Below are 13,528 nucleotides of genomic sequence, written 5' to 3'. Positions count from 1 at the left end.
ATGACCGCTCGCCCGCTCCGGGTGACCTGGGTGCAGCCCGAGGATCTGGTCGGCCACGAGCTGCGGCAGGCGGCCGAGGACGGCCGGGACGCGTCCGGGATCGCACGGCGGTGGCGGGCGGCGGGGGGCGGGGCGGCACCGGACCGGGCCGGCGCCTCCGCCGCGCCCGCGGACCCCTCGCTGCGCCCGCTCGCCGAGGCGCTGCTGGACGAACTCGCCGCGCTGCCGGGCCCGTTGGACGACACCGAACCGACCGGGCTGACGGAGATCCGGGCCCTGTGCGCACAACAGCCCGCGCAGCAGCCATCATTGACTGTGCGTCACAACGGTCTCGTCCCCCGGCTGGAGGCCGCCTGGCTGGGCCGGGCCGTCGGCTGCCTGCTCGGCAAGCCCGTCGAGAAACTGCCCCTCGAGGGCATCCGGGCGCTCGCCCGCGCGACCGGGAACTGGCCGCTGACCTCGTACTTCACCCAGACCGGCCTCGATCCGACGGTGGCCGCCCGCTACCCGTGGAACCGCCGCAGCCGGGCCACCTCGCTCGCCGAGAACATCGACGGGATGCCCGAGGACGACGACCTCAACTACCCGCTCCTGGGACTGCTGCTGCTCGAACGCCACGGCCCCGGTTTCACCACCGCCGACGTGGCACGGCTGTGGCTGGAGGAACTGCCGGCCGGCCGGACCTTCACCGCCGAACGCGTCGCGTACCGCAACCTCCTGGACGGCATCGAGCCGCCCGCCACCGCGCGCTACCGCAACCCGTTCCGGGAATGGATCGGCGCCGGGATCCGCGCCGATGTGTACGGCTGGACCCACCCGGGCGACCCGGCGGCCGCGGCGGCCCTGGCCTGGCAGGACGCCACGCTCAGCCATACCGCCAACGGGGTGTACGGGGCGATGTTCATCGCCGCGGCCATGGCGCAGGCGGCCGGCGGACGCGCCGATGTCCACGGTGCGCTGCGGGCCGGGCTCGCCGTGATCCCCGGCCGGTCCCGGCTCGCGGCGGCCGTCCGCTTCGCGATCGCGGCGGCGGAGGAGGAACCCACCGGCACGCCGGACGGCTTCGCCACCGTCGCCGACCGGCTGCACCGCGCCTTCGGCCACCACCACTGGGTGCACGCCGTGCCGAACGCCGCCCTGCTGGCCGCCGCGCTCACCCACGCGGAGGGCGACTTCACCGGCGCCATCTGCCGTGCGGTGTCCGGCGGCTGGGACACCGACTCCAACGGCGCGACCGCCGGATCGCTGGCCGGACTGCTCGCGGACCGCCCCGCCGCCCTCCCCGAGCGCTGGACCGCACCGCTGCGCAACCGGCTCGCCACCAGCATCGGCGGCCTGGACGGCATCGGCTTCGACGCCCTCGCCCGGCGAACCGCCGCACTGACCGCACCGGCCGCGCCGCCTGCGAAACACCGCCCCCCGACCGACCGGAGGCCCGCACCATGACCGACCCGTCCCTCACCACCCTCTACGAACAGGCCGCCCCGCCCCCCGTCCCCTCGGGCCCGCTCGCCGGCCTGCGCGTCCTCGACCTCGCCACGCTCTTCGCCGGGCCGCTCGCCGCCACCATGCTCGGGGACTTCGGCGCCGAGGTGATCAAGGTCGAGCATCCCCGGCGGCCCGACCCCGCGCGCGGACACGGGCCCGCCAAGGACGGCGTGGGCCTGTGGTGGAAGCTGCTGGGCCGCAACAAGAAGACCATGACCCTCGACCTGTCGCGGCCGGGCGGCCGGGACGTCCTGCTGCGGCTCGCCGCCGGCGCGGACGTGATCATCGAGAACTTCCGCCCCGGCACCCTGGAGAAGTGGGGCCTGGGCTGGCCCGAACTCTCCGCCGCCAACCCGCGCCTGGTGCTCGCGCGGGTCACCGGCTTCGGACAGTTCGGCCCCTACGCCCGGCGCCCCGGATTCGGCACCCTGGCCGAGGCGATGAGCGGCTTCGCCGCGCTCACCGGGGAGCCGGACGGGCCGCCGACGCTTGCGCCGTTCGGCCTCGCCGACTCCGTCGCCGCCCTGACCACCTCGTACGCCGTGATGGCCGCGCTGCGCGCACGGGACTCCCCCACTCTCGGCTCCGCTCGAGCGGGGGGACCCCCATCCGGCCGGGGCCAGGTCATCGACATGGCGATCATCGAGCCGATGCTGACCGTGCTCGGCCCGCACCCCGTCTGGTACGACCAGCTCGGCTACGTCCAGCCGCGTACCGGCAACCGCTCCACCAACAACGCGCCCCGCAACACCTACCGCACCGCCGACGGCTCCTGGGTGGCGGTCTCCACCTCGGCGCAGTCCATCGCGGAGCGGGTCATGCGGCTGGTCGGCCGGCCGGAGCTGATCGACGAGCCCTGGTTCACGACGGGCGAGGGGCGCGCCCGGCACGCCGAGGAGCTCGATGCGGCGGTCGGCGGCTGGATCGCCCGGCACGGCCGGGACGAGGTCCTCGACGCCTTCGAACGGGCCGAGGCGGCCGTCGCCCCGGTCCACGACATCCGCGATGTGCTGGCGGACCCGCAGTACCGGGCCCTGGAATCGATCACCGAGGTCCCGGACGACGAGCTCGGCACCGTACGGATGCAGAACGTCCTCTTCCGCCTCTCCGAGACCCCCGGCGCCATCCACTGGGCGGGCCGCCCGCACGGCGCGGACACCGACGAGGTGCTGGCCGGGCTCGGCATGACCGGCCCCGAGATCGCCGGGCTGCGGGAGGCGGGCGCCCTGTGACCCCTCCGGAGCCCCCGGAGCCCCCTCCCCTGACCTGGCTGTATGTGCCCGGCGACCGGCCGGACGTGGTCGCCAAGGCGCGCGGCTGCGGGGCCGATGTGATCGTGATCGACCTGGAGGACGCGGTCGCCGGTGACCGCAAGGACTACGCGCTGCGCGCCACCGCCGAGCTCCTCGCCGACCCGGCGCCGGGCTCCGCCACGCCCCTTCACGTCCGCGTCAACGCCCTGGACGGCCCGCTCGCCGAGACCGAGATCCGCACCCTGGCCGGGCTGCCGGGCCTGGCCGGGCTGCGCCTGCCCAAGGTGCAGAGCCCGGCCGAGGTCCGCCGCGCCGCGGCCTGGGCGACGGTCCGCTCCCCCGCCCTCCCCGCCCTGCACGCCCTGCTCGAATCCGCCCTCGGCATCGAGCACGCCTTCGCCATCGCCACCGCGCACCCCGCGCTGCGCGGGCTCGCCCTCGGCGAGGCGGACCTGCGCGCGGAGCTGGGGGTACGGGACGAGGCGGGGCTGGCCTGGCCGCGCAGCCGGGCGGTGGTCGCGGCGCGGGCGGCCGGTCTGGCGCCGCCGCCGCAGTCGGTCCACCCGGACGTCCGCGATGCGGAGGGCCTGGCCCTCTCCTGTGCGCAGGGCCGCGACCTGGGCTTCTGGGGCCGGGCGGCGATCCACCCGCGCCAGCTGCCGGTCATCGAGGCGGCCTATCTTCCGTCGGCGGCGGAAATCGAGGCGGCGGAGGAGATCGTGGGGGCCGCCGCTGCGGAGGCGGGAGCGCTGGCGCTGCCGGACGGCCGGTTCGTGGATGCGGCGGTGGTGGCGGGGGCGCGGCGGGTGTTGGCCCTGGCGAGCACCCGCCGACGTGGCTGACCGGGGCAGGAGCCGTCGTCGATTGCGGTCGGCAGGGACACGGCAGATGCCGTCGCTGACGAGCACCCGCCGACGCGGCTGACCGGGGCAGGAACCGTCGTCGATTGCGGCCGGCAGGGACACGGCAGATGCCGTCGCTGACGAGCACCCGCCGACGCGACTGACCGAGGCAGAAGCCGTCGTCGGCTGCGGTCGGCGGTGACGCGGCGGGCGCCGACCCTGACGAGCACCCGCCGACGTGGCTGACCGGGGCAGGAACACGGCGGGCGGACCCGATACGTGTCGTACGTGTCGGGTCCGCCCGGTGCAGGTGGCGGCCGTCGGCCGCGTCAGGACTTCTTGCTGCTGCCGCTCCCGGCGGGCGCATCGGCATCCGCCTGGTCGTCGGCGTCCGCGGCGTCCTTGGACTCCGGCTTCGGCTCCTCGGCGCCCGGCTCGTCCCCGGCATCCGGCGCGGGCTCCGCCTTGGTGTCGGCGTCGGTGTCGGACGTCGTGTCGTCCCCGGCGTCGGACCCGGCGTCCGGCGTCGCCCCGGACGGCTTCTTCTCGATCGAGACCTTTGCGTCCGTGCCGTCCTCCTCGGCGGCGCCGTCCGCGGCGTCCTCCGCCGACTGCGCGCCCGGCTCCACGACCGCTTCCCGGCCCGGCCGCAGCCTGGCCGAGACCACCAGGTAGACGACGGCCAGGACGAAGACGATCAGCGCGGTCCAGACGTTCAGCCGCAGGCCCAGGATGTGGTGCGCCTCGTCGACCCGCATGTACTCGATCCAGGCCCGGCCCGCGCAGTAGGCGGCGACATACAGCGCGAAGGCCCGTCCGTGGCCGAGCCGGAAGCGCTTGTCGGCCCAGATCACCAGGGCCGCGACGCCCAGGCACCACAGGCACTCGTACAGGAAGGTCGGGTGGTAGGTGCCGCCGATGCGGCCGATGGCCGGGTCGGAGCTGATCTTCAGGGCCCAGGGCACGTCGGTGGGCTTGCCGTAGAGCTCCTGGTTGAACCAGTTGCCCCACCGGCCGATCGCCTGCCCGATGGCCAGGCCCGGCGCCAGCGCGTCGGCGTAGGCGGGCAGCGGGATGCCGCGGCGGCGGCAGCCGATCCAGGCGCCCACCGCACCGAGCGCGACCGCGCCCCAGATGCCGAGGCCGCCCTGCCACACCTTGAAGGCGTCGAGGGGATGCCCGTCGGGGCCGAAGTACGGCTCGTACGTCGTGATGACGTGGTAGAGGCGTCCGCCGACCAGCCCGAAGGGCACGGCCCAAACCGCGATGTCCGCGACCGTTCCGGAGCGGCCGCCGCGCTGCACCCAGCGCTTGTTGCCGAGCCAGACGCCGACGAAGACGCCGATGATGATGCAGAATGCGTAGCCGCGCAGCGGGATCGGGCCGAGATGTACGACGCCGGTCGACGGGCTGGGAATGAATGCGAGGTCCATGGCAGGGTCGACGCTACCGCGCCGGGCGGGGTCGGCGACAACCACACCCGGCAACGGCTCCGTAACGACCCGGCGTATCCCGCCATGACGCTGGGTGCCCGGCCTCCCGGGCACCCGCGCTACGACGGCGAGGCGCCCGGACGCGGCGTGTTCGACGGCTGCGGCCGGTTCGACGACTGCGGCGTCTGCGGCGTTCCCGGCTGCTTGCCCTTGTTGGCCTCCAGCACCAGCTTCTTGAAGTCCACCGCGGTGAGCCGGCCGCCCTTCTCCTTGGAGAGGTCCTTGCCGTTGAGGAGGACGGTGGGGGTGCCGCCGTAGCCGGAGCTGGTGAAGGCGGCGTTGGACTTCTGGACGAAGCCTTCGTAGCGGCCGTCCTCGACGCACTTGGTGAAGGCCGCCGACGGCAGCCCCTTGACCTTGCTGGCGAGCTCGACGAGGTACTTGTTGTCGGCGAACCTGTCCTGCGGCTCCGGCGGCTGGTTCGAGTAGAGGACGTCGTGGTACTCGCGGAACCGGCCCGCGTCCTGGGCGCACAGCGCGGCGTTGGCGGCCCGGAGGGAGCCCTTGCCGCCGGTGTTGCCGTCGATGATCGTGACGAGGTGGTACTCGCTCTTGAGCCCGCCGGAGTCCTCCAGCTCGTGGATGACGGGACGGAAGCCGGTCTCGAACTGCCGGCAGGCGGGGCAGCGGAAGTCCTCCCACACCGTCAGGGTGGAGGGGGCGTCCGGCGCGCCCACGGGGACGGCGGGCTTGTCGCCGCCGCTGGCCTGCTTGGGGAGGGCGGTCTCGTTGTCGGTGCTGCTGCCGCCGCCGCTGGAGGACGAGGCCCAGACGGCGATGCCGCCGGCGATGGCCAGCACCGCCACCACCGATCCGGCGACGATCGCCTGGCGGTTCCGGCGGGCGCGCGCCTCGTCCTTCGCCCGCTGTGCATGCAGCCGCTCGCGGGCGCTGCCTCTTGCCTCATGATTCTTCGGGTTCACGCCACTGGACAACGAAGCGGAGGGGCGCCGTCGCACCCCTCCGCACCGATGTTCGTCCTATCGAGGGACAACGCCCCCGGGCAGTCGGCCTTATGCGCGCTTGCGTACGCCCTCGGCCAGCTCTCCGGCAAGGGCCCGGACCCCGGTCAGACCGGCATCGAGGTCGCCGTCCGCGGCCAGCAGCCGCTTGACGAACGCCGAGCCGACGATCACGCCGTCCGCGAACCGGGCCACCTCGGCGGCCTGTTCGGCGTCGGAGACGCCGAGCCCGACACACACCGGCAGGTCGGTGGTGGCGCGGGTGCGCGCCACCAGCTCCTCGGCCTCGCGGCCGACCGATGCGCGGGTGCCCGTGACGCCCATCAGCGACGCCGCGTAGACGAAGCCGCTGCCGGCCGCGGTGATCTTGGCGAGCCGCTCGTCCCGGCTGCTCGGCGCGACCACGAAGACCGTGGCCAGGCCGTGCTGCTCGGCGGCCTTGCGCCACACCTCGGACTCCTCGACCGGCAGGTCCGGCAGGATGCAGCCGGCGCCGCCCGCCTCGGCCAGGTCGGCGGCGAACCGCTCGACTCCGTAGGCGTCGACGGGGTTCCAGTACGTCATGCACAGCACCGGCGCGCCGGTGGCGGCGTGCACCTCGCCGACCGTACGGATGACGTCGACGATCTTGACGCCGCCGCGCAGCGCGATGTCGTCGGCGGTCTGGATCACCGGCCCGTCCAGGACCGGATCGCTGTGCGGCAGGCCGACCTCGACGATGTCGCAGCCGCCGTCCAGCATCTCCGTCATCGCCCGTACGCCACCGTCGACGGTCGGGAAGCCGGCCGGGAGGTAGCCGACGAGCGCGGCGCGGTTTTCGGCGCGGGCCTGAGCCAGCACCGAGTTCAGGAGTTCCACGTTGCCCGCCATCACTTCTCCCCCTCGCCCGTGGGCTGGACCGCGCCGTTCACGTCGGCGCCGCCCTTGTCGTCGTACAGCCCGAAGTAGCGGGCGGCGGTGTCCATGTCCTTGTCGCCGCGGCCCGACAGGTTGACCAGCAGCAGGCCGTCGGGGCCCAGCTCGCGGCCGACCTCCAGGGCGCCGGCCAGGGCGTGGGCGCTCTCGATGGCCGGGATGATGCCCTCGGTCTGCGACAGCAGCCGCAGCGCGCGCATCGCCTCGTCGTCGGTGACCGCGCGGTACTCGGCGCGGCCGGTGTCCTTGAGGTAGGCGTGCTCGGGGCCGATGCCCGGGTAGTCCAGGCCCGCCGAGATCGAGTACGGCTCGGTGATCTGGCCGTCCTCGTCCTGCAGGACGTACGAGCGGGAGCCGTGCAGGATGCCGGGGGTGCCCTCGCTGAGGGTGGCCGCGTGCTCGCCGGTCTCCACGCCGTGACCGCCGGGCTCGCAGCCGACGAGGCGGACGCTCTCGTCCCCCAGGAACGCGTGGAAGAGGCCGATGGCGTTGGAGCCGCCGCCGACGCAGGCCAGGGCGGCGTCCGGCAGACGGCCGGCGCGCTCGAGGATCTGCCGCCTGGCCTCGACGCCGATGACCCGGTGGAAGTCGCGTACGAGGGCGGGGAACGGGTGCGGGCCGGCGACCGTACCGAACAGGTAGTGCGTACGGTCGACGTTGGCCACCCAGTCGCGGAACGCCTCGTTGATGGCGTCCTTGAGGGTGCGGCTGCCGGACTTCACCGCGATGACCTCGGCGCCGAGCATCCGCATCCGGGCGACGTTGAGCGCCTGGCGCCGGGTGTCGATCTCGCCCATGTAGATGGTGCACTCGAGGCCGAAGAGGGCGCAGGCGGTGGCGGTGGCGACGCCGTGCTGGCCGGCGCCGGTCTCGGCGATCACCCGGGTCTTGCCCATGCGCTTGGTGAGCAGCGCCTGGCCCAGCACGTTGTTGATCTTGTGCGAGCCGGTGTGGTTGAGGTCCTCCCTTTTCAGGAACACCCGGGCGCCACCTGCGTGTTCGGCGAACCGCGGCACCTCGGTGAGCGCGCTGGGGCGCCCGGTGTAGTTGACCAGCAGGTCGTCGAGCTCGGCCGCGAACGCGGGGTCCGACTTGGCCTTGTCGTACTCCGCGGCGACCTCGTCGACCGCGGCGACCAGCGCCTCGGGGATGAACTTGCCGCCGAAGGCACCGAAATAGCCTGCGGGGGTGGGCACCTGACCCTCGGGGTCGGGAATGAAGAACTCGGAGGACATCTGACGCACTCCTAGACCGGGGCACTCGCCCCGGAAATCCGGTGGTATCGGAATATGCGGACCATACGGAACAGGGATTTCACGGTGGGCGGCGCGCACGAGAGGGTCGCTGCCGCCGCGGAACGAAAGATTCCCGTTCCGCGGCAAGGAGGGGCGACGCGTCAGCGCGCGGGCCGCTCCGGTCGCCATCGCCTGCCGTTGATCTGTCCCGGCTCGGATCCGATGTGATACCTGACCCGCCGCCCGTGCACCCGTCGCGCGGGTGCCCGGCAGCCCCGCGGCCGGCAGCCGCGGCCCAGCGCCGGGTGCGGGATGCGGGCGGCCCCCGCCGCGGCGCGCACACCGGCCGGGCCCGGGTGCACTCCCCGGGCCGGGCGGCGGATGCCTGCGGCGGTGGCGGTCATGTCCGGTGTCGTCCCGTCCCCGGCCGCTCAGGCCCGGCCGTGGCGGATCGCCGGGTGGGAGCCCGCGGCGACCAGATCGGCGACCGCGGTCCTGGGGTCCTTGCCGGTGACCAGGGACTCGCCGACCAGGACGGCGTCCGCGCCGTCGTTGGCGTAGGCGATCAGGTCGTGCGGGCCACGCACCCCGGACTCGGCGATCTTGACGATGTGGTCGGGGATCTCGGGGGCGACCCGGGCGAAGGTGCCGCGGTCGACCTCGAGGGTCTTCAGGTCACGGGCGTTGACGCCGATGATCTTGGCGCCGGCGTCCACCGCGCGGGCGACCTCGTCCTCGTCGTGCACCTCGACCAGCGGCGTCAGGCCAATCGACTCGGCCCGCTCGATGAGGGAGACCAGCGCCTCCTGCTCCAGCGCGGAGACGATCAGCAGCGCCAGGTCGGCGCCGTACGCGCGGGCCTCCCACAGCTGGTAGGCGGTGACGATGAAGTCCTTGCGCAGGATGGGGATGTCGACCTTGGCGCGGACGGCCTCCAGGTCGGCCAGCGAGCCGCCGAACCGGCGCTGTTCGGTGAGGACGGAGATGACCGCCGCACCGCCCGCTTCGTAGTCGGCGGCGAGCCCGGCCGGGTCGGCGATCGCGGCGAGCGCACCCTTGGACGGGCTGGAGCGCTTGACCTCACAGATCACCGTGACGCTCTCGCCCTTGAGGGCCGCCACGCCGTCCTTGGCCGGCCGCGCCTTGCGGGCGCGCTCCTTGAGCTCGTCGAGGGTGACGTGTGCCTGCCGCTCTGCGAGGTCGGCGCGGACTCCGTCGATGATCTCGTCGAGCACACTCACGCGAGCGGCCTCCTTCTAGAACGGTGGGGGTGGACGGTGACCCCTGGTACGAGGTGCCGTCCCATCAGGCACCTCGATGGTATCCGCCATGGGGCACAGGTCTCACATCCGGTTGACGGTGGTCCCACCACCTGGACATCGGCGGGACTCCCGGTGCCTGCGGGCACGAGGCCGGTCATGGCGTCAGGCCGGTGCCGAAGGGAAGGTTGCGCACGACCGTGAAGGCCAGCAGCAGGCCGCCGAGCGCCCACCAGTGGACGGCCCGGAGCCGCGGGCCCGCCGTGCGGCGACCGCGGGCCGCGCGCAGCAGCCAGCGCCCGGCCAGGACCGCGAAGACGGCGTAGCCGGCCACCGCGAGCGCATTGGCGTGCACTGCGGCGCCGAGGTCGCCGTGGGCGACGGCATAGGCGCTGCGCAGGCCGCCGCAGGCCGGGCAGGACAGGCCGGTGAGGTGCCGCAGCGGGCAGACGGGGTAGTGGCCGGGCTCATGCGGGTCGACGGCGCCGACCAGGGCGAAGGCGGCGGCGACGGCCGCGACGGTGCCCAGCGGCGCCGCGAGCCGACGCGGCAGGCCGCCCGCCATCCGGGCTCCGGCCACGGGATCGGTCACGGTGCCCATGGTGACCCCCCACGCGCGAAGGCGCAGCTTCTCGGCCGCCGTACGGGGGTGGGCACGGACGGCGGGGTACGGCACCGGGGTGCGTACGGGCCGGGAAGCGGCGCCTTCGGGGGTGCTGCGGAGGTGCGGGAGCGGCGGTCAGCCCTCCTGCGGCTGCGCCTGCGCCGCGGGGCGCGACGTGGCCGAGCGCTTGGGCTCCGAGCCCAGGCCGGCCGCACGCATCAGGCCGCCGACCACGGCGCCGAGGCCGATCAGGGCCATGCCCGCCCAGAACCCGGGAACGTTCGCCAGCACGATGAAGGCGCCGGCGACACAGAAGCCGATGAACGAGATGATGACGCCGGTCCAGGCGGCGGGGGTGTGTCCGTGGCCACTGCTCGACATGAGTGCTCCTCGTTGCTCTCTCGCGCCGGGGTCCGGGCGCGGTAATCGTCGTCCATTGTCACCGATGCCGGGGCGGGCACCGTTACCGGGTGGGGTCCTCGCCGCGGTCCAGCGACTTCCAGATCTCCTCCGGACGGTCCAGATCCGGCGGCGTGGCGGCGCGCCGCGGACCGCGGGCGCCGCCCGGCGTGCGCTCATAGCGCCCCGACATCGCGGGCCAGTGGCGGCCGTGGAGGAGGGCGAGCAGTCCGGCGGTCAGCAGCAGCAGACCGCCCGCCACGGTCACCCACGGCCACAGCGTGTGCGTGACGTGATGCACATCGGTGCCGGCCAGGCCGACCGCCGTGGAGGCCTTCTCGCGCAGCGCCGAGGTGTCGGAATCGCCGAGCACGGAGGCGACGGCGATGCCCAGGCCGCTGAGCGCGAGCAGTCCCGCCACCGCGATCCGGCCGGCCCGGCGGACCGCGAAGACGGCGACCAGGGCGGCGAGGCCGACGACGGCCAGCGCGGCGGGCACGCCCGTCACATCGCCGCCGGTCACGGTGCGCGGCAGCTCGCCCTGGGCCAGGACCGCGCGGCCGGCGCCCCAGGTCCGGCCGGCGGCGAACAGCGTCAGCCCGGCGCCGGCCGCGCCGGCCGGCAGGGCGAGGGCGAGGCTTCGCCGGGCGCTCCGGGGCGCGGCCGGCCGCGCGGGCTCGGGCGCGGCGTCTGTACGGGGCTGGGGTGCGGCACTCACGGGTACCACTATCGCGCACCGGCCCCCGGCGCCCGGCGCGCGGGGGTGCGGGAGGTCAGGTGGCCAGGCGGTTCGCCGTATGCACCGCCCGCAGCACCGCCGCCGCCTTGTTCCGGCACTCGGTGTCCTCGGCGACCGGGTCGGAGTCGGCGACGATCCCGGCGCCCGCCTGGACGTAGGCGGTGCCCCCGCGCAGCAGCGCCGTACGGATCGCGATGGCGGTGTCGGAGTCCCCGGCGAAGTCCAGGTAGCCGACGCAGCCGCCGTACAGGCCGCGCCGGGTCGGCTCCAGCTCCTCGATGATCTGCATGGCGCGCGGCTTGGGCGCGCCGGAGAGGGTCCCGGCGGGGAAGCAGGCGGTGAGGACGTCGAAGGCCGTCCGCCCCTCGGCCACCGTCCCCGTCACCGTCGAAACGATGTGCATGACGTGGCTGTAGCGCTCGACGGACATGAAGTCGACGACCTCGACGCTGCCGGGCTCGCAGACCCGGCCCAGGTCGTTGCGGCCCAGGTCGACCAGCATCAGATGCTCGGCGCGCTCCTTGGGGTCCGCCATCAGCTCGTCCGCGAGGGCCTGGTCCTCCTGGACGGTGGCGCCGCGCGGCCGGGTCCCGGCGATCGGATGCACCATCGCCCGGCCCCCCTCGACCTTCACCAGCGCCTCGGGGCTGGAGCCCACGACGTCGAAGGCCCCGCCGTTCCCGTCCTCGAAGCGGAAGAGGTACATGTACGGGCTGGGATTGGTGGCCCGCAGCACCCGGTAGACGTCCAACGCGCTTGCCGTACAAGGGGTTTCGAACCGCTGGGAGGGCACCACCTGGAAGGCCTCGCCGGCCCGGATGCGCTCCTTGATGTCCTCGACGACGTCCTGGAAGGCGGGACCGCCCCACTTGGCGGTGTACGGCGGCACCTCGGACGGCGGCAGCGCGGCGGCGCCGGCCGGCGCGGGCCGGGCCAGGTCGTCGGCCATGGTGTCCAGGCGGGCCACCGCGTCCGCGTAGGCCTCATCCACGCCGGTCTCGAGGTCGTTGTGGTTGATCGCGTTGGCGATCAGCAGGACCGTGCCGTTCCAGTGGTCGAGGACCGCGAGGTCGGAGGTGAGCAGCATGGTCAGCTCGGGCAGCCCGAGCTCGTCCTCGGTGCTGTCACCGATCTTCTCCAGGCGGCGCACGACGTCGTACCCGAGGTAGCCGACCATGCCGCCGGTGAACGGCGGCAGGCCCTCGCCCTCGACCAGGTCGTGCGGGGTGTGCAGCGCCTCGACCGTGGCACGCAGCGCCGCCAGCGGGTCGCCGTCGGTGGGCACGCCGACGGGCGGGCTGCCCAGCCAGTGCGCCTGTCCGTCGCGGGTGGTGAGCGTCGCGGCGCTGCGGACGCCGATGAACGAGTACCGCGACCAGGTGCGCCCGTTCTCCGCGGATTCGAGGAGGAAGGTGCCGGGGCGTTCGGCCGCGAGTTTGCGGTACAGGCCGACCGGGGTGTCGCCGTCCGCGAGCAGGCGCCGGGTGACCGGGATGACCCGGCGGTCCTTCGCGAGGGTGCGGAAGTTCTCGAGGCCCGGAGTCGCGGTGCCGGTGGTTCCCGTGGTCATGGCGTCGGATCCTAGTGGTGCTCGGTGCGGCACGTGGCGCAGGTCCGCCTGATGATCCACGGACGGTCCGGCCGCCGGGCCGCGAGGGACGGTGCCGTCAGTCCCGGGTGAGCAGGACGTCCGCGTCGAAGCAGGTGCGGTCGCCGGTGTGGCAGGCCGCACCGACCTGGTCGACCTTCACCAGGACGGTGTCGGCGTCGCAGTCCAGGGCGACGGACTTGACGTGCTGGAAGTGCCCGGACGTGTCGCCCTTGACCCAGTACTCCTGGCGGCTGCGGGACCAGTACGTGCCGCGTCCGGTGGTGAGCGTGCGGTGCAGCGCCTCGTCGTCCATCCAGCCGAGCATCAGCACCTCGCCGGTGTCGTACTGCTGGGCGATGGCGGGGACCAGGCCGTCGGCGGCGCGCTTGAGGCGGGCGGCGATGGCGGGGTCCAGTGCGGAGGCGGTGACGCGGCTGCTCATGATTCCTATTGTGCCTGCCGCCCGAACCCTCGGATTCTCGTGGGCCGCGCCCTTCCTCATAGGCCGCGCCGATCCTCACGGGCCGCCTGGCAGCGGGTACGGCATCCTGCTCCTATGCATCCGCCGCCCCCGCCGCCGACTCCGCCGCAGCCGCCGGATCCGGACCGGGCGGGGCGGATCGCGGTGCGGGTGCTGGTCGCGGTGTTCCTGGCCGCGGTGGCCGTCGGGGTGGTGCTGGTGGTGCTGTCGCTGGGGCGCTGAGTGCGGCGCCGTGGCAGCGCGGTGATCGCGGTCGTAGGGTGGCCG

The 13,528-nt window shown here is 74.1% G+C and carries 15 protein-coding genes; 4 read left to right on the top strand and 11 right to left on the bottom strand.

Annotated features, from left to right (window positions below):
• Genes ACIGWZ_RS23505 through ACIGWZ_RS23495 form a run of 3 tightly spaced genes read left to right on the top strand, consistent with a single transcriptional unit; the run spans position 1 to position 3,583 of the window.
• Positions 1-1,446: an ADP-ribosylglycohydrolase family protein gene (locus tag ACIGWZ_RS23505; protein ID WP_400067645.1), complete on the top strand. Its 1,446-nt coding sequence runs from the start codon at positions 1-3 to the stop codon at positions 1,444-1,446.
• A complete protein-coding gene (locus ACIGWZ_RS23500) occupies positions 1,443-2,720 on the top strand; it encodes a CaiB/BaiF CoA transferase family protein (RefSeq protein ID WP_400067644.1) in 1,278 nt (425 codons plus the stop codon). The genes ACIGWZ_RS23505 and ACIGWZ_RS23500 overlap by 4 nt, the downstream gene beginning before the upstream one ends.
• On the top strand, positions 2,717-3,583 hold the full coding sequence (locus tag ACIGWZ_RS23495) for an HpcH/HpaI aldolase/citrate lyase family protein (protein ID WP_400067643.1): 867 nt from the start codon (positions 2,717-2,719) through the stop codon (positions 3,581-3,583). Before ACIGWZ_RS23500 ends, ACIGWZ_RS23495 begins: the two co-directional genes overlap by 4 nt.
• Positions 3,584-3,912: 329 nt before the next feature.
• Here ACIGWZ_RS23495 and lgt read toward each other — a convergent pair whose 3' ends face one another.
• The 11 genes from lgt to hisI all read right to left on the bottom strand — a co-directional run bounded on the left by lgt (position 3,913) and on the right by hisI (position 13,222).
• Positions 3,913-5,016: a prolipoprotein diacylglyceryl transferase gene (gene lgt, locus ACIGWZ_RS23490; RefSeq protein WP_400067641.1), complete on the bottom strand. Its 1,104-nt coding sequence runs from the start codon at positions 5,014-5,016 to the stop codon at positions 3,913-3,915.
• A 119-nt stretch (positions 5,017-5,135) separates the two neighbouring features.
• Entirely contained in the window at positions 5,136-5,999 is an 864-nt protein-coding gene (locus ACIGWZ_RS23485; RefSeq protein WP_400067639.1) for a DsbA family protein, read from the bottom strand.
• 90 nt (positions 6,000-6,089) lie between these two features.
• A complete protein-coding gene (gene trpA / locus ACIGWZ_RS23480; RefSeq protein WP_400067637.1) occupies positions 6,090-6,908 on the bottom strand; it encodes a tryptophan synthase subunit alpha in 819 nt (272 codons plus the stop codon).
• A complete protein-coding gene (gene trpB, locus ACIGWZ_RS23475) occupies positions 6,908-8,188 on the bottom strand; it encodes a tryptophan synthase subunit beta (protein WP_400067635.1) in 1,281 nt (426 codons plus the stop codon). The genes trpA and trpB overlap by 1 nt, the downstream gene beginning before the upstream one ends.
• A gap of 161 nt (positions 8,189-8,349) precedes the next feature.
• Positions 8,350-8,592: a tryptophan biosynthesis modulator TrpM gene (gene trpM / locus ACIGWZ_RS23470; RefSeq protein WP_400067633.1), complete on the bottom strand. Its 243-nt coding sequence runs from the start codon at positions 8,590-8,592 to the stop codon at positions 8,350-8,352.
• Between the two features lie 27 nt (positions 8,593-8,619).
• Positions 8,620-9,429, bottom strand: a complete 810-nt coding sequence (gene trpC / locus ACIGWZ_RS23465; RefSeq protein ID WP_400067632.1) for an indole-3-glycerol phosphate synthase TrpC — start codon at positions 9,427-9,429, stop codon at positions 8,620-8,622.
• Positions 9,430-9,604: 175 nt separating this feature from the next.
• Positions 9,605-10,048, bottom strand: a complete 444-nt coding sequence (locus ACIGWZ_RS23460; RefSeq protein ID WP_400067630.1) for a DUF2752 domain-containing protein — start codon at positions 10,046-10,048, stop codon at positions 9,605-9,607.
• A gap of 138 nt (positions 10,049-10,186) precedes the next feature.
• Positions 10,187-10,432: an HGxxPAAW family protein gene (locus ACIGWZ_RS23455; protein ID WP_400067628.1), complete on the bottom strand. Its 246-nt coding sequence runs from the start codon at positions 10,430-10,432 to the stop codon at positions 10,187-10,189.
• An 82-nt stretch (positions 10,433-10,514) separates the two neighbouring features.
• Positions 10,515-11,168, bottom strand: a complete 654-nt coding sequence (locus ACIGWZ_RS23450) for a TIGR02234 family membrane protein (protein WP_400067626.1) — start codon at positions 11,166-11,168, stop codon at positions 10,515-10,517.
• A 55-nt stretch (positions 11,169-11,223) separates the two neighbouring features.
• Positions 11,224-12,759, bottom strand: a complete 1,536-nt coding sequence (locus ACIGWZ_RS23445) for an anthranilate synthase component I (RefSeq protein ID WP_400067624.1) — start codon at positions 12,757-12,759, stop codon at positions 11,224-11,226.
• 97 nt (positions 12,760-12,856) lie between these two features.
• A complete protein-coding gene (gene hisI / locus ACIGWZ_RS23440) occupies positions 12,857-13,222 on the bottom strand; it encodes a phosphoribosyl-AMP cyclohydrolase (RefSeq protein WP_400067622.1) in 366 nt (121 codons plus the stop codon).
• A 114-nt stretch (positions 13,223-13,336) separates the two neighbouring features.
• Here hisI and ACIGWZ_RS23435 point away from each other — a divergent pair, with 114 nt between their 5' ends.
• Positions 13,337-13,483 carry a hypothetical protein gene (locus ACIGWZ_RS23435; protein WP_400067620.1) on the top strand — a complete coding sequence of 49 codons (147 nt, stop codon included), beginning with the start codon at positions 13,337-13,339 and terminating at the stop codon, positions 13,481-13,483.
• Positions 13,484-13,528 lie beyond the last annotated feature (45 nt).

It is taken from the genome of Streptomyces sp. NPDC053427 (assembly GCF_044544985.1).
Lineage (GTDB): Bacteria > Actinomycetota > Actinomycetes > Streptomycetales > Streptomycetaceae > Streptomyces.
Note: the sequence above shows the minus strand (reverse complement) of the source record. Positions and strands in the feature narration are given on the sequence as shown.